Annotated in this window: 16 protein-coding genes; 7 read left to right on the top strand and 9 right to left on the bottom strand. The window is 42.4% G+C overall.

Translation table 11 applies throughout. From position 1 onward, the window contains the following. The first annotated feature begins 2 nt into the window (after positions 1 to 2). The gene (locus BO26_RS07695) at positions 3 to 1049 is read left to right on the top strand and encodes a type IV pilus twitching motility protein PilT (protein WP_036770657.1); all 1047 of its coding nucleotides are present in this window, start codon (positions 3 to 5) and stop codon (positions 1047 to 1049) included. On the opposite strand, the gene ruvX is transcribed toward BO26_RS07695, so the two are convergent. The 4 genes from ruvX to rsmE all read right to left on the bottom strand — a co-directional run bounded on the left by ruvX (position 1046) and on the right by rsmE (position 3829). Beyond that, positions 1046 to 1465 carry a Holliday junction resolvase RuvX gene (ruvX, locus tag BO26_RS07690; protein ID WP_036770655.1) on the bottom strand — a complete coding sequence of 140 codons (420 nt, stop codon included), beginning with the start codon at positions 1463 to 1465 and terminating at the stop codon, positions 1046 to 1048. The two genes, BO26_RS07695 and ruvX, sit on opposite strands and share 4 nt — an antisense overlap. Continuing rightward, a complete protein-coding gene (locus BO26_RS07685; RefSeq protein WP_036770653.1) occupies positions 1466 to 2029 on the bottom strand; it encodes a YqgE/AlgH family protein in 564 nt (187 codons plus the stop codon). A 108-nt stretch (positions 2030 to 2137) separates the two neighbouring features. Further along, entirely contained in the window at positions 2138 to 3088 is a 951-nt protein-coding gene (gene gshB, locus BO26_RS07680; protein ID WP_036770650.1) for a glutathione synthase, read from the bottom strand. 9 nt (positions 3089 to 3097) lie between these two features. Next, complete coding sequence (gene rsmE, locus BO26_RS07675) at positions 3098 to 3829, bottom strand: 16S rRNA (uracil(1498)-N(3))-methyltransferase (RefSeq protein WP_036770648.1); 732 nt, start codon at positions 3827 to 3829, stop codon at positions 3098 to 3100. Positions 3830 to 4126: 297 nt separating this feature from the next. Between rsmE and BO26_RS07670 the strand changes: the two genes are divergently transcribed. Further along, positions 4127 to 4801: a prepilin peptidase gene (locus BO26_RS07670; RefSeq protein WP_036770646.1), complete on the top strand. Its 675-nt coding sequence runs from the start codon at positions 4127 to 4129 to the stop codon at positions 4799 to 4801. Between the two features lie 51 nt (positions 4802 to 4852). Here BO26_RS07670 and BO26_RS07665 read toward each other — a convergent pair whose 3' ends face one another. Continuing rightward, entirely contained in the window at positions 4853 to 5494 is a 642-nt protein-coding gene (locus BO26_RS07665) for a DsbA family protein (protein ID WP_036770643.1), read from the bottom strand. 31 nt (positions 5495 to 5525) lie between these two features. After that, on the bottom strand, positions 5526 to 6410 hold the full coding sequence (locus BO26_RS07660; protein ID WP_036770641.1) for an MBL fold metallo-hydrolase: 885 nt from the start codon (positions 6408 to 6410) through the stop codon (positions 5526 to 5528). Positions 6411 to 6515: 105 nt separating this feature from the next. Here BO26_RS07660 and BO26_RS07655 point away from each other — a divergent pair, with 105 nt between their 5' ends. Next, positions 6516 to 7430 carry a LysR family transcriptional regulator gene (locus BO26_RS07655; RefSeq protein WP_036770639.1) on the top strand — a complete coding sequence of 305 codons (915 nt, stop codon included), beginning with the start codon at positions 6516 to 6518 and terminating at the stop codon, positions 7428 to 7430. On the opposite strand, the gene BO26_RS07650 is transcribed toward BO26_RS07655, so the two are convergent. Beyond that, entirely contained in the window at positions 7413 to 8348 is a 936-nt protein-coding gene (locus BO26_RS07650; RefSeq protein WP_036770638.1) for a LysR family transcriptional regulator, read from the bottom strand. The two genes, BO26_RS07655 and BO26_RS07650, sit on opposite strands and share 18 nt — an antisense overlap. 124 nt (positions 8349 to 8472) lie before the next feature. Between BO26_RS07650 and lysA the strand changes: the two genes are divergently transcribed. Beyond that, entirely contained in the window at positions 8473 to 9744 is a 1272-nt protein-coding gene (gene lysA / locus BO26_RS07645) for a diaminopimelate decarboxylase (protein WP_036770636.1), read from the top strand. A 196-nt stretch (positions 9745 to 9940) separates the two neighbouring features. Here lysA and fadE read toward each other — a convergent pair whose 3' ends face one another. Continuing rightward, complete coding sequence (gene fadE, locus BO26_RS07640; RefSeq protein ID WP_036770633.1) at positions 9941 to 12376, bottom strand: acyl-CoA dehydrogenase FadE; 2436 nt, start codon at positions 12374 to 12376, stop codon at positions 9941 to 9943. 257 nt (positions 12377 to 12633) lie between these two features. Here fadE and lpcA point away from each other — a divergent pair, with 257 nt between their 5' ends. Continuing rightward, the gene (lpcA, locus tag BO26_RS07635; protein WP_036770630.1) at positions 12634 to 13215 is read left to right on the top strand and encodes a D-sedoheptulose 7-phosphate isomerase; all 582 of its coding nucleotides are present in this window, start codon (positions 12634 to 12636) and stop codon (positions 13213 to 13215) included. Positions 13216 to 13239: 24 nt separating this feature from the next. After that, complete coding sequence (locus BO26_RS07630) at positions 13240 to 14007, top strand: class II glutamine amidotransferase (protein ID WP_036770627.1); 768 nt, start codon at positions 13240 to 13242, stop codon at positions 14005 to 14007. Here BO26_RS07630 and BO26_RS07625 read toward each other — a convergent pair. Further along, positions 13978 to 14712 (bottom strand): L,D-transpeptidase family protein, encoded by a 735-nt coding sequence (locus BO26_RS07625; protein WP_036770624.1) that lies wholly within the window; start codon positions 14710 to 14712, stop codon positions 13978 to 13980. The genes BO26_RS07630 and BO26_RS07625 overlap by 30 nt on opposite strands. 415 nt (positions 14713 to 15127) lie before the next feature. On the opposite strand from BO26_RS07625, the gene BO26_RS07620 reads away from it, so the two are divergent. Then, positions 15128 to 16471: a Na(+)-translocating NADH-quinone reductase subunit A gene (locus BO26_RS07620; RefSeq protein ID WP_036770622.1), complete on the top strand. Its 1344-nt coding sequence runs from the start codon at positions 15128 to 15130 to the stop codon at positions 16469 to 16471. Positions 16472 to 16474: the final 3 nt, after the last annotated feature.

The raw sequence follows: 16474 nt of genomic DNA, 5'->3' as shown, positions 1-16474 counted from the left end.
AAATGAATATGGATAAGTTAGTGGCCCTTAGTGTAAAGCATAATGCTTCAGATCTGCATCTTTGTGTTGGGCAGGTTCCTGTATTACGTATAGATGGTGCGCTTTATCCACAAACTCAACTGCCATCGGTAAATAATGCATTGCTGGAAGAGTGGCGACGGCAATTTTTATCAGAAAATCAGCGGCAACAGCTATTAATTAGTGGACATGTGGATTTTGTGCTGGAGACGGAAAATGGTCAAAGATTGAGAGGGAACTTTTTTCGCCAGCAATCTGGGTTGTCAGTAGTTTTACGTTTAATTGCATCTCAGTGCCTGACTTTGGAGCAATTAAAAGCGCCTGACATTATCGGTGAAATGATTTTGCGAGAAAAAAGTGGATTGATCCTGGTAACGGGGGCTACAGGTAGTGGGAAGTCAACAACGTTAACTGCCATTGTGAATATGCTGAATAGTTATTGTTGTCAGCACATTATTACATTGGAAGATCCTGTGGAATTTGTCCATCGTAGTCGCAATTGCCTGATACAACAACGACAAATTGGTTTGGATTCGTCCAGCTATCAAGAAGCATTGAAAGGGGCTCTCCGACAAGATCCTGATGTACTACTGTTGGGTGAACTACGGGATAAAGAGACAATTCGCCTGGCGTTAACTGCGGCAGAAACCGGGCATTTAGTATTTTCAACTTTACATACCAGAGGGGCTATACAGACAATCGACCGGCTGGTGGATATCTTTTCAGCTGAAGAAAAAGGATGGGTACGTAGCCAATTGGCAGGGAGTTTAAAGGCAGTGATAGCACAGCAATTAGTTTCGGCGCGGGGAGGAGGGCGAATTGCTGTGTATGAAATATTGGTAGTTAATCAAGCGGTTAGTCATCTGATACGGGAGGGGAAAAATCATCAGATATTAACGCTTATGCAGACAGGCGCTGCCAGTGGGATGCAAACCTATGAGCAAGGCTGGCAGCAGCGTAAATTACAGGGATTACTCGCAGAACAGGAAGGGGTGAAAGTTAAAGAAAGTGCTATTAGTGACTTTTGTTAATAATGTTGCTCAAACCAACTTTCTAGAATAATGACAGCAGATGCAGCATCTACTTTTCCTTTATCTAAGGCTTTGTAACCACCACGGTCAAATAGATGAGCACGGGCTTCAACAGTTGTCAGACGTTCATCCTGTAGCTCAACTTGTACACCAAACCGGCCATGCAGCCGGTTTGCAAATTTACGGGCCTGTATTGTTACAAATTGCTCAGTACCATCCATGTTGAGAGGCAGGCCAACGATAACCAGATCAGGTTGCCATTCTTTGAGTAATTTTTCGATTTGTTGCCAGTTAGGGATACCATCCGTGGCTTTAAACGAGGTTAATGCTCTGGCAGTACCCGTAATTTCCTGCCCAATAGCTGCGCCGATGCTGCGGGTGCCAAAATCGAAAGCCATTATTGTGCGGTTATTCATCTATGCATGTCCTGCTTGTAAAGCAATATTGTAGATGTTGATGCCGAGCAAAGATGCAGCTTCACGCCAGCGGTCCGCAATTGGTGAGTTGAAAATGATATGTGGATCTGCGTTTGCTGTCAGCCAACTATTCTCCATTATCTCTTTTTCGAGTTGACCCTTTTCCCAACTTGCGTATCCCAGCGTGACTAATACCTGTTTTGGTTGACGAGGCGTACCCAGGGTTTCAAGTACATCTTTGGATGTAGTTATCATTGTGTCATCAGAGATTTTAATACTTGAGCTAAAACCTGGTTTTGGCGTGTGTAATATAAAACCATGATCTTCAGCAAGGGGGCCTCCCGTCATGACAGGTTTATTTAGATTGATACTTTCATCCTGATCTTCTGGTGATATTTTCAGTTTTTGTAGAACTTTCCGAACAGAGATTTGCTCAATAGGTTTATTTATCACCAATCCCATTGCCCCATTTTCATTGTGTTCACAAATGTAAACAACTGAGCGTTTGAAGTAAGGATCAGATAATGCGGGCATGGCGATAAGAAAATGGTGCTGTAGATTCATTTTATTTTTAGTAATTAACTTGGCTGTGTGAGAGTTATTTAGCCCATAGTATGTGGGCTAAAAGTGTAAATGACAAATCTTGACAGGCAAATTAACAAAAAGAGTTTTTTATTTCTCTAATCGTTTTTCAATAGCATTCATCAGCATGCCAGTTATTGAAATGTCAGGAAAAGCGGCTTCTATCTCGCGTACACAGGTTGGGCTGGTGACATTAATTTCGGTTAGTTTGTCACCAATAATATCCAGTCCAACAAAAATTAACCCTTTTTCTTGTAAAGTAGGAGCAACAGCTTTGGCTATAGCCCAGTCACTTTCTGAAAGTGGGCGTGCTTCACCACGGCCACCTGCAGCAAGGTTACCACGAGTTTCACCTTGCGCTGGAATGCGCGCCAGACAATAAGGAACAGGTTCACCATCGACAATTAATACCCGCTTATCGCCTTCTTTTATCGCAGGCAAGAAATTTTGTGCCATGCAAAAGCGGCTGCCATGTTCCGTCAGGGTTTCAATAATAACACCAACGTTTGGGTCATCTTTTTTCAGGCGGAATATGGATGCACCACCCATGCCATCTAAAGGCTTAAAGATGACATCACCATGTTTCTGATGGAATTCACGCAGGCGAATAGCATTGCGGGTAACTAATGTATCTGGCGTTAAATCAGGGAACCAGGCTGTGAATAGTTTTTCATTACAATCGCGCAGACTCTGGGGTTTATTGACAATAAGAGCACCTTTCGCCTCAGCACGCTCTAGAATATATGTAGTGTAAATATATTCAGTATCGAATGGGGGATCTTTACGCATCAGGATAACGTCTAATGTTTCTAATGCCAGATCCTGTTCTTTATTAAGTTGATACCATTGCTGAGGGTTGTTTTCTACCTGCAATAGGCGGGTACGTGCGTGAGCTTCTCCTTGGTGTAAATAGAGATCGCTCATCTCCATATAATGGAGTTCCCAGCCACGGCGTTGTGCTTCCAATAGCATAGCAAAACTTGTGTCTTTCTTGATGTTGATGGATGAAATTGGGTCCATCACTATTCCGAGTTTGATCATTCTTTCTCCTTAACCCAAATCGCCGAAACGCACTTGTAATGCAGTAATTGCGGTGAGCGCTGTGGTTTCTGTTCTCAGGACGCGTGGTCCTAGCAGGATATCAGTAAATTGGTAGTTAGCCGTCATAGCAATTTCATCTGTTGATAAACCACCTTCAGGGCCAATCAGTAAACGTACTTTTTCCACAGGTAAAGGCAGTGTGTTGATGCTTTGGCTGGCTCGTGGATGTAAATTCAATTTTAAACTACCGTCATTTTCCGCACACCATTGTTCAAGTTGCATAACTGGACGAATTTCAGGTATACGGTTACGACAGCATTGCTCACAAGCGGCAATAGCGATCTTTTGCCATTGTTGAAGTTTCTTAGCCAGTCGGTCTCCATCCAGTTTTACACCGCAACGCTCGGATATTAGCGGTGTGATGGTATTTACTCCTAACTCTACAGATTTTTGGATGGTGAATTCCATTTTCTCACCGCGGGATATGACTTGCCCCAGATGGAGATTAAGCGGTGATTCATTATCGGCAAATGTGCTATTACTGATATGTACTTTGACCGATTTTTTATTGGCTTCTGTAATTTCAGCATTGAAGATTTGATTACTGCCATCAAATAATTGTAGCTGTTGACCATGACTCATTCTGAGTACCCGCCCGACATGGTTAGCTGCCTCATCACTCAGATAAATTTCAGTGTTAGATGAGAGTAATTCCGGATGATAAATGCGGGGTATACGCATGCTTTTCTTTCCTTATCTGCGGGGTATAGCTGTACACATGGCAATAAATAATGGTGACTATGATAAGGGAGGCCCAATCCAACTATCAAGTTATCTCTAACACTGATTTTTATCTCTGGATAGATATTGCGAGTCCGCTCGCATATTTATATCTAATTTGATTGTTTTATATTTATTTTGTTGTTTTAAAGTAGAAAGGTTTATTATTATCTTTTTATGCTAAAAATATAATGAATATTTGTTTTGTTATTTAATTAAAACGTTAATTATATAATAAAGTTAGGGGTGTTTTATTAAGTGTATTTTAATATTAATGTTTGTATTCTGGCTGTTTTTACTGGAATAGTAGCAGGAATAACTCTGAATAAAATGATATCATTATTTCCTAAGATTATTTATGGATATGAAAAAATAGCTTTTGGTTATTTCCAGGTTGAATTGGTGACACTGTTTATAACGGCTTTTTTTATGATTTATTTTCCATTGGATTTTTATTTATATATTGTTTTAATGTTTATTTGGATGCTAATTATACTTTCTTTTATTGATATGAAAATTAAGTTATTGCCAGATATAATAATTTATCCCCTTTTATGGTTAGGATTATTATTAAATTTGAATCAAACTTTTGTGCCTATCGAACAAGCTGTGACAGGTGCGATTGCGGGTTATTTGATTTTATGGTTGTTCTATTGGTTATTCAGAATAATTTGTCATAAAGAAGGGTTAGGATATGGTGATTTTAAGTTAATGGCGGCGGTTAGTGCCTGGTTGGGGATTGGTGCAATTCCTTTATTAATGTTTTTATCCTCACTGTTTGGTGTTATTGGCTGTTTGTGGATGTGGAGAATACGAGGAAATTACCAGGAGTCTGTTGCCTTTGGCCCATATATAGCTATTTCTGCGATCATCATGATCTACTTGAATTTAAAGGGAGTTGATGGGTTATCGTGGATGGCGCCCGGTAACTGATTTAAGTTATGGGCGCCAGGAGTTTAAAATTGTGGTCTTAAAACTGTGGTATTAAAATTGAGAGTGAATCAGGGCATATTGCCAGCGCTCTGGTTGCCCAAGATATTTATCAAGAGAAATAACAGATAGCTCATTTCTGTCATTTTCTAGAATAAAAGTGGGGAAACCTGAGCCACCGACTTGTGCTAATAGCTCACGGCTTTTACTAATATGTCGGAGACTTTCTGATTCATTATTCAGTGTCAGCTCTTGCTGGAACAGTTGTGAATTAAGCTGTAATTCATTTGCTAAATTCAATAATGTTTCAGTTTCGCTGATTTTTAATCCACGAACATAATGCGCTTTTTGTACTGCCAGTAACATTTCAACACCTTTACCAGCCAGCTTTTCTGCTGCAAGAATGGCTGATATTGGTGGTAATGAATCCATAATCAGCGATTTATCGTTTAACAGTGTGACATATTGTTCACTGAAAACTTGCCCGGTAAGGCTTGCTATTCGTTTATCCTGACTAAGGACATAATCACGCCATGCGTTGTCTATTTGGCGTCTGTTATCACCTGTCAGCATGCCGCCGCCATGCAATTCAATTTTCACATGTGCGACCTCTTGTGCTGCTTGTATCAGAGAGGAAACGCCATAACACCAGCCACATAGTGGATCATAGATATAATGCAGAGTCATTCCGGGCATATTACTTATTCCTGAGAAAGAGTTAATTCACTTATTGGGGCCACTTCATTTCACCTTTCAGCACTTTAGCACTTAATTCGAGACTGGATTTGTCTCCAAGTTTTGGATAGTGCTTTTCCATTGCTGCAATCAGTGCTTTAGAATCCTTCGTTTTTGACAATTCTTTCTCAAAAACAGTCAGGTAATTTTGCGTGAAATGAACGGATTCCAACGTCATTGGAGTATTACCAATGAAATGTCCCGGAACCACAATTGTCGGTTTCAACTCTTTTATACGATCTAATGTCTGCATCCAGTTTTTACGAGAATCTTTAGTCTGTGTATCTGCCATCCAGACATGAATGTTGCTTGAAACGGTAACACCGCCTACTACCGCTTTTAGTTTTGGTATCCAAACGAAAGTACGGTCAGCCGCAGGGCCATCAAGACCTTCGACGATCAGCTTTTCACCATCAACTGTAAAAGTGTTACCTTCCAGCGGCTTCGGCACGATAACCTTTTTGGGTGCCTGTTCTTTCAGGACACCTCCCCAATAAGCCAGTTTGCCATCTTTGGTCTGGTTGATTTCTTTAATGGTTTCTGGTGATGCAACGACTTTTGCATCAGGAAACGCTTTGGTCAGTACTTCAAGGCCGAAGTAGAAATCAGGATCGGACTGACTGATGTAAATGGTGGTCAGTTTTTTACCGGTATCCTTAATTCTTTTGACTAGTGCTTCAGCATCATTTTTTTGAAATTGGGCATCGATCAATACAACTTCTTTATCACCACTGATGATTTCAGAAGAGACAGGAAAGATGCTTTTTTCACCTGGATTGTAAACGTCCAGCTTCAGATCAGTGGCTTGTGCCAGAGAAACTGTACCCATAGAAAGGATACCAGCCAGCGCGATGTTTAATTTTGTTTTGCGAGTCATGATTGAATTCCTGATGTTGTATGAACGAGGTTTATAATAAGTTGCGTTTTTCGGTGGAAAAACCACATAATTGGCAATTATTTGTTGCATAAATCGAGCTAATTGATGGATAGAGTCACTGCTGCGCAAGTGTTCACTATAATTGTAGAACAAGGCAGCATGATTGCTGCATCGGAACGGTTGGATATGTCACGGGCAATGGTATCCCGTTATCTGGCTGAAATGGAAAAATGGGCGGGAGTACGTCTGTTACATCGCACAACGCGAAAGATCAGCCTGACATCAGCAGGAGAGATTGTCTATCAGCGCAGCCGTAAACTATTGCAATTATCAGAGGAAATACCAGTTCACCAGCCAGTGGAGGCACAGGAACTTAGTGGTCTTGTGCGGATAAGCAGCTCTCAGTCTCTGGCAATGAGTGCACTGTCTGTCGCTATCCCTGAGTTTATGCAAATTTACCCTCAGATAGCCATTGATATGCAGATGAGCAATAAGGCAATAAATTTGGTTGAAGAGCGGATAGATTTAGCGTTACGTATCACGAATAATCTGGAACCGAATTTGATCGCCAGACCGTTATCAACATGCCATTCTGTAGTTTGTGCTGCTCCTTCTTATCTGGCAGGAAAAATGCTCCCGCAAAAGCCTGCTGATTTAGCTTTGCATAACTGTATGACTTATAACTTCTTTGGTAAAAGTCTTTGGTTATTTGAACGCCGAGGGGAAAAGTATTCTGTTCCTGTTAGCGGTACTTTAAGTGCTAATGAATCGGTTGTATTAATGGAGGCAACGTTGCAAGGGGCGGGAATCGCCATGCAACCTTATTATTCTGTTGCTTCGCATTTGGCATCAGGAAAATTGATTCAATTGTTGCCAGAATATCAACCTCAGTCTATGGGAATTTATGGTATTTATGCTAGTCGTCAAAATATGCCAGCGACGTTGAGAGCATTACTGGATTTTCTGGTTCAATGGTTTGCTTCTTCCCCATACTGGCAAGCACTAATGCTGAAAAGCTGATTTTAGTTTTTGAGGAAACAGGGCAATTTGTGCTTTTAGGTGTTCAATAAAAGTATCGACTGGCGCAGAAGAAGGGCGATGAATGGGCTTTATCAGACTGGTAGTAAAAGGAATGTTAATACTAAATGGGCGAGCGCATATTTCAGATTTGCCTTGGCTGTCTAGATAATCAAGTACGGTCAACGGATTAACAATAGAAACACCGATACCTTCACGTACCATGGCACATACTGACGCAGCGCTGTGAGTTTCCATAATCATCCGGCGGTTAACATGATGTTCGGTAAATATTCCATCAATGAGTTGGCGGTAGCTGTCTGTTATCGACAGGCTGATAAAGTTTTGCTCTCTGAAATCTTCCGGAGTAAGTAATGATTTATGACTGAGTGGATGGGCGACGGGCAGTATGCAAATCTCATTCATCGTTACCAGGGTTTCTCTCTGAGTACCTGGTGGTGTTTGCAAATGTTCAGTCAAACCAAGGTCATAGCGTTGAGCTGACAACCATTCTTCTAGCAGAGGGGATTCTTGCGGAATGATTGTCAAATTGGTATCAGGATATTGGCGAGTGAAATTGTGGCAAACTTTTGGTAACAATGATTGACAGAATACTGGTAAGCAAGCAATAGAAAGCCGGGCATGCTGAAATTTGCGGATACTTTCAGCCGCATTCATTATTCTTTCAAGTCCATAATAAGAACGCTGAACTTCTTCAAAAAGGCGCAATCCTTGTGCTGTCGGACGCAGGCGGCCTTTTACTCTGTCAAATAGTTTGAATTGTATTAGATGCTCGAATCGTGCTAATTCACGACTGACTGTTGGTTGTGATGTTTGTAATAAAATAGCCGCTTCTGTCAGGTTTTTTGTCGTCATTACCGCATGGAAAATTTCAATATGGCGCCATGAACAAGAAGACATAAATTATTCCTCCAGATAATAATTCTATATCACAGATGAATAGACTATAACGAAATGGATATTTTTATTCCTGTTTTTTACTGCCAATAATGGGTTATCTGCTGACTTTGTGAGAGAAACCTTGATGAGTCTTTTTACCCGCAATAGTTGTCTTGGTCGGATGCCGGAGAGTTTGAGTTGTCTGCCAGAAACGTATGGTACCCCGTTATGGGTTTACGATAGTGAAACCATTATTCAAAAAATTAAATTGTTATGTCAGTTTGATGTAGTTAGGTTTGCTCAGAAGGCGTGTTCTAATACTCATATTTTACGCTTGATGCGTGAGTATGGTGTGAAAGTTGATGCTGTTTCGCCAGGGGAAATTGAGCGCGCTTTACTGGCCGGGTTTTGTCCAGGGCAAGCAGAATCAGACATTGTTTTTACTGCTGATTTAATCGATGTGTCGACGTTGCAACAAGTAACTGAATTGGATATCCCAGTAAATGCAGGTTCTATCGATATGTTGGAGCATATTGGTCAATATAGAAAAGGGCATCCGGTATGGTTACGGATTAACCCGGGATTTGGTCATGGTCATAGCCAGAAAACCAATACGGGTGGTGAAAACAGCAAACATGGTATTTGGTATCAGGATCTGCCACAGGCAATTGAGAAAATACGTCACTATGAATTGAAGTTGCTTGGTTTACATATGCATATCGGTTCTGGTGTTGATTATCAGCACCTTGCCAGTGTGTGCGATGCAATGGTTGAGCAGGTTATTCTCTGTGGTGAAGATATTCAGGCAATTTCAGCGGGTGGTGGTTTATCAACTCCTTATCAGCAGGGAGATGAGCGGATTAATATCGCTCATTATTTTGGATTGTGGGATGATGCTCGTAAAAGAATTGAGCAGCATTTAGGTCATAAAGTTGAACTAGAAATTGAACCGGGACGTTTTTTGGTTGCGGAATCTGGCGTTCTGATGACAGAGGTTCGGGCGGTTAAGCAGATGGGTAGCCGTAATTATGTTCTGGTGGATGCGGGGTTCAATGATTTAATGCGTCCAGTCATGTATGGCAGTTATCACCATATCTCAGTGTTGCCTGCTGATGGACGTAAGATCGAGCAATTTCCATTGCGGGAAACGTTAGTTGCAGGTCCGCTATGTGAATCCGGCGATGTTTTTACCCAGGTTGAGGGAGGGGGTGTTGCGCCAAGAATATTGCCACCTGTTCAGGTTGGCGATTATTTGGTTTTCCATGATACTGGTGCTTATGGTGCGTCAATGTCTTCTAATTACAATAGCCGTCCGCTTATCCCCGAAGTGCTGTTTATTAATGGTAAGTTTCAATTGATTCGTCGTCGTCAAACGATTGAAGAGTTATTAGTATTGGAAGAAATATCCTTTACATGAGTATATACCTGCTATCTTTCAAGTTGCCTCTTTGTTGGCTGCATTCACTTACCCCAGTCACATAGTTATCTATGCTCCTGGGGATGCGTTCTCTTGCCGCCGCACTGCAACTTGAAATCTATTGGGTATAAAATACGGGGCGATATTATCAATTATCGCCCCGTGATGAATGTTCACTCTTTTTCAGTCGTCAGTATCAGGCCGCTTTTGTTTTTGGCTTTTTAACTGAAGCAGGAACAGCCAGTGCTTCCGGTTCAAACTCATCAACATTAATAGAGCGCAAACGGCTTGCTTCAGCACGTCTTAGAATTTCAGCCTCTTCTTGAGTAATCTTACGTTCTGCGAGTGCTTGTTCTGCCAGTTTATCCAGGCGGGTAAAGCCGAGACGTTTACCCGCTTCGCGGCTCAGACGGGCATGGATCGGCTCTGCGGCAATAATATCTTGCAGAGCTTCTTCCAATAATCCGTGAGGATTATGCTCGCTTGGTGTCAGGAATTGACCACGACCAATGCGATCACGGGTAGCTGAAGGCTGTTGTAAGAGCTGTGCTAATTTGTGATCCAGATGGTCAGATGGTGCTGAATGTACGCGTCCTAATGGGAAGACAATAATGCGCATCAGGCCAGCAACCAGTCGGTTTGGGAAGTTACGTAGTAGGTTATCTATCGCTTGCTCAGCCTGGTACAGGCTATCCTGAACAGCCCACTGTACTAGCGGTAAATCTTCTTTCTGACGACCTTCATCCTCATAGCGTTTCAACGTTGCTGAAGCCAGATAAGCTTGACTTAGAATATCTCCAAGGCGGGCGGAAACACGTTCACGGCGTTTCAGACTGCCACCTAATACACCCATTGCCACATCTGATAACAGAGCAAGGTTGGCACATTGGCGATTTAATTGCTGATAGTAACGGCGTGTTGCGTCATTGACGGGTGTGCTGCTGGTACGGCCATTAGTCAGGCCAAGCCAGAAGCTGCGTAACATATTACGGGCAACGTGACCAAGGTGACTAAACAATGCCTTATCAAAATCTTTAATACGGTTATTTTCAGCTGCGGCCATTTCATCAAGAACATAAGGATGGCAGCGGATAGCGCCTTGACCGTAGATAATCATGTTGCGGGTCAAAATATTGGCACCCTCAACGGTAATAGCGATAGGTGCACCTTGATAAGAACGGGCAAGGAAGTTAGATGGACCAAGGCAAATACCTTTACCACCAGCAATATCCATCGCATCAATAACAGATTTCTGGCCTCTGTGGGTACAGTGATATTTGACGATAGCGGATAATACCGAAGGTTTCTCGCCCAGCATAATACCTGTTGTAGCAAGCGTTGAAGCTGCGTCCATCAGGTAGGCGTTACCCGCAATGCGTGCCAGTGGCTCTTCAATTCCTTCCATTTTACCAATTGGCATTTTGAACTGACGGCGGATATAAGAGTATGCGCCAATTGCCATAGCAACGCTTTTCAATCCCCCTGTTGCATTTGAAGGTAAAGTGATACCACGGCCAACAGACAGACACTCAACCAGCATACGCCAGCCTTGTCCGGCCATTTTCGGTCCACCAATGATATAGTCGATTGGCACGAAAACATCTTTACCGCGAGTTGGGCCATTTTGGAATGGGATATTTAGTGGGAAATGACGATGACCAATTTCTACTCCCGGTACATTGGTTGGAATCAGTGCACAGGTAATGCCCAATTCTTTTGTATCACCCAGTAAATGGTCTGGGTCAGACAGTTTGAAAGCCAGACCAAGCACAGTAGAAATAGGGGCAAGTGTGATATAGCGTTTGTTCCAGGTTAAACGCATACCTAGAATTTGTTTACCTTGCCATTCTCCCATGCAAACGACGCCAGTATCTGGGATAGCTCCGGCATCAGAGCCAGCTTCCGGGCTAGTCAGTGCAAAGCATGGGATCTCTTCACCACGGGCAAGCCCAGGTAGATAGCGGTTTTTCTGCTCTTCGGTGCCATAATGCTGCAACAATTCACCGGGGCCGAGGGAATTAGGTACGCCGACAGTGATGGCCAGAATGCCGGAAGTTCCTGCCAGTTTTTGCAACACTCGTGCTTGTGCATAAGCTGAGAATTCCAGACCACCATATTCTTTTTTGATAATCATGGCAAAGAAACGATGTTCTTTCAGGTAACGCCATAACTCAGGTGGTAAATCAGCCAGTTCGTGGCTTATTTGGAAATCATTGGTCATACGGCAAGCTTCTTCTACAGGTCCATCGAGAAATGCTTGCTCTTCAGCGGTCAGTTGAGGTTTTGGATAGTCATGTAATTTTTTCCAGTCAGGTTTACCGCGGAACAGGTCTCCTTCCCACCAGGTAGTACCGGCGTCAAGCGCTTCTTTTTCTGTGCGGGACAGACTTGGCATCACTTTACGGAAGGCGTTTAAGGCCGGAACAGTAAGTAAGGAGTGACGCATTGGCGCAAAATTCAGCGGGAACAGAATAATGGCCATGGGTAACAGCATCCAGTAGCTCCATGCATCGATAGCGCCCATCAAGACGGTATAGACAAGGAGTAGTAGGCTGCTAAGACTGAGAGTGACTTTGTGATAGCAAAGTATCCCAATCAATACTAAGAATAGAACAATGCTCAATGTGGTCATAATAAAAGCTCCTGGTTAATCTCAGGGTCAGGTAAGTTGTCAGAGGTCGGACCTGTTGTGTTGTTCTTTTCTTTTTAGACCAGGAAATTGTTTTTATCAATATCTTTACATCTTAATTACAATGTAGCTCACAAACTCATGGTGATTGGCTACGGATTAATTCTCCAGAAACGTGATGCTGTCTTCTTTCAATTCTCTTGATCCGGTAAACTGCCGTTCGGCACAACATTAAATTACCTGACCGAAGTGAGGAGCCTATGTATCAAAACCTGATCCGTAGTGAATTGAACGAGGCCGCGGATACGCTGGCAAAGTTTTTAAGTGACGATGCAAATATTGAAGCAATTCAAAAAGCAGCAGTATTACTGGCTAATTCATTTAAAGCGGGTGGCAAGGTATTGTCCTGCGGTAATGGGGGCTCGCATTGTGATGCGATGCATTTTGCTGAAGAATTGACAGGCCGTTACCGTGAAAATCGCCCTGGCTATCCGGCGATTGCGATTTCTGATGTCAGTCACTTTTCCTGCGTTAGTAATGATTTTGGTTATGAATTTGTTTTCTCCCGTTATGTGGAAGCTGTAGGGAAAGAGGGAGATATATTACTGGGTATCTCTACTTCTGGTAATTCCGGTAATATTATTAAAGCAATTGAAGCTGCTCATTTGAAAGGCATGAAAGTAATTACGCTGACAGGCAAAGATGGTGGCAAAATGGCAGGAACCGCTGATGTGGAAATTCGTGTCCCGCATTTTGGTTATGCAGATCGTATTCAGGAAATTCATATCAAAGTTATTCATATCCTGATTCAACTGATTGAAAAAGAGATGGTTAAAGCCTGATTTTACAGGTTACAGAGGTGGGAAATGTGTGAGTTACTTGGCATGAGTGCAAATGTGCCAACAGATATCTGCTTTAGTTTGCGTGGTCTGATTCAGCGTGGTGGTCATACTGGACCCCACAAAGATGGTTGGGGGATCACTTTTTATGAAGGGCGGGGTTGTCGCACATTTAAAGATCATCAACCAGGTTGTTATTCACCTGTTGCCCGCTTCGTGCAGGAATACCCGATTAAATCCAGAGTGGTAATTTCTCATATCCGACAGGCTAACCGCGGTAATGTTGCGTTGGAAAACACACATCCTTTTATTCGTCAGATGTGGGGACGTAATTGGACTTATGCCCATAATGGGCAGCTTCAAGGCTATCGTCAGCTTGAAACAGGCCAATATCGTCCTGTCGGGCAAACTGACAGTGAACATGCTTTCTGCTGGATTTTGCATCGACTCTCACAAAAATATCCAAGGACGCCCTCTAACTGGCCGGCAGTATTTCGTTTCATCGCGTCATTAGCGGATGAACTGAGAAAAAAAGGGGTATTTAATATGCTATTGTCAGATGGATGTTTTGTAATGGCATATTGTTCAACGCATCTTCACTGGATTACCCGCCGTGCGCCGTTTGGGAAAGCAAAACTTTTGGATCAGGATGTTGAAATTGATTTTCAGCAGCACACTCAGCCGGATGATGTCGTTTCCGTCATTGTTACCCAGCCTTTAACTGGCAATGAATCCTGGAATCGGATCGAGCCGGGTTGCTATGCATTATTTCACCTTGGTGAACGCATATTGTGATTGATTTTGCAAAAGTGGCGATTTAAGAGGTATAGCATTAACGGCATATTGACCATTGATGACGCTGATAGCTGCCGGTCGGCGGTTTTTTACAAAATACTCATAGGCCGGTTGTAATTGTAGCCAAAATATATAATGGGAAGATGCCCGGTGACGTAACATATTTTGCGGTGTCATTCTGAATGGATAAATATTGATATTAATTTCATATTGTCCATTTAGTAATGCACTTTCTACATAATGGTAGATTTCATCCATGTAATTGTTAGTCATAGCGTAACAACCGACAGATTTACATTCTCCATGGATCATTAAATAGTTACCGGAATAACCTCTGGATTTATCGTATTCATTTGGAAAACCCAGATTAATAGATCGGTAATACCGACTATTCGGATTTAATTGATTGGTTTTTATACGATAAAATCCTTCCGGGCTTTTCAGATCCCCTTCCATGGTTTTGGGGCCAAGGCCGCCAGAGTAATTACAGATGGGATAACTTTTAGCTAGTTGGTAGCTTCCATGATTGTCTTTAGTATAAAGCTCTAGTATCCGCTCTTCTTTGAATATCTGGATAAATACAGGATAACCAGGTTGTTCAGATGGATTTGACTTTAAATCAAAGGGAGTATCCCGGGCATAGATAGGCAGGAGTGAACTAAAAAGCATCAATATTATTGCAGCAAAAGCAGCTGTTTTTTTCATGTGACTACCGTATAGAAACGTAGGGAATTCATTAAAAATTTAGCTTAAGATTGCCATGAATTATCAACTTTGTGAATAAAGAATAATAACCGTGGCTTTTTTCTACAAAGTGACTTTAAGATTAAAAAATAATCAACTGTCGATAAAGGTGATATAATTATTCGTTTTTTACGATTTATTGACGGTTCAGTGCCAAAATTATTCCTGTTTGCTTGAAGTAAATCACTTGATTAGTCAGACAGCCTAAGGGGGGAGATGTTAAAATTGCCGCCCGGAGATTAAGAAAATCGTAATAATTATCGGAGAATAATAACCCGGGTGCGATTCGTGGCTTAAAGGGTTTTTTATAGAGTGGCTATGTTACCACCAGGTAATTTGTAGCATATGATTTAATTGATAAACTTGTGCAAATCTTATGATTAAAATTAAAAAAGGACTCGACCTCCCGATAGCAGGAGCGCCTGCTCAAGTAATAGAAGACGGTCCGACGATTCGCCATGTAGCACTGTTAGGTGAAGAGTATGTTGGAATGCGTCCTTCTATGTTGGTTAAGGAAGGTGAGCATGTTAAAAAAGGGCAGATTCTTTTTGAAGATAAAAAGAATCCAGGTGTGGTTTTTACCAGTCCGGCCTGTGGGCAGGTTGTGGCGATTAATCGCGGGGAGCAACGTGTTTTACAGTCAATCGTGATTGAGATAACGGGAGACGAACAGGTTAATTTTGACCGTTATGATCGAATCCAACTTTCTCAGTTATCCCGTCAACAAGTAGAAAAGAATCTCATCGATTCCGGGTTATGGACTGCTCTGCGTACCCGTCCTTACAGTCGAAGTCCTGTTCCAGGTTCCACGCCAAAAGCAATTTTTGTAACTGCTATGGATACTCAGCCTCTGGCTGCAAATCCACAGGTTATTATTGCTACCGAAGAAGAGGCTTTCATTGATGGCATGAATGTGCTGACTAAACTGACAGAAGGTAAAGTCCATGTTTGCCATGGTGTAGGAAATTTGCCAAATGCCAGTAGTAATGCACAAATCACTTATAATCAGTTCTCTGGCCCACATCCTGCGGGATTAGTTGGAACTCACATTCACTTTATTGAACCCACCAGTGCGACTAAAACGGTGTGGCACCTAGGGTATCAGGATGTGATTGCTATCGGTAAATTATTCACTACCGGTACACTTTATACTGACCGTGTTATTGCGCTAGCAGGTCCACAGGTTGAGAAACCGCGTCTTGTACGTACTTGTTTAGGGGCTGATCTGCTTGAGTTAACTCAGGATCAGCTTAAAGAGGGTGAAAATCGTATTATTTCGGGCTCCGTATTGTGCGGTACTCAGTCAGATGAAGTTCATCACTATCTTGGTCGTTTCCACACTCTGGTTTCTGTTTTGCGTGAAGGCCGTGAAAAAGAGCTGTTCGGTTGGATCATGCCGGGTTCTGATAAATTTTCCATTACTCGTACTACTATTGGTCATTTCCTGAAGAATAAGCGTTTTGCTTTTTCAACCACAACCAATGGCGGTGAACGTTCTATGGTACCAATCGGCAACTATGAGCGTGTTATGCCTTTGGATATTATGGCAACGCATTTACTGCGGGATTTGCTGGCAGGCGATACTGACAGTGCTCAGGCGCTGGGTTGCCTGGAGTTAGATGAGGAAGATTTGGCACTTTGTACCTACGTCTGCCCGGGCAAATATGAATATGGTCCGGTGCTGCGTGAAGTGCTGACTAAGATTGAGCAGGAAGGATGATCC

Origin of the sequence: Photorhabdus australis DSM 17609 (genome assembly GCF_000711895.1) — a bacterium.
Taxonomy (GTDB): Bacteria; Pseudomonadota; Gammaproteobacteria; order Enterobacterales; family Enterobacteriaceae; genus Photorhabdus; species Photorhabdus australis.
This window is presented reverse-complemented; position numbering and strand designations above follow the sequence as displayed.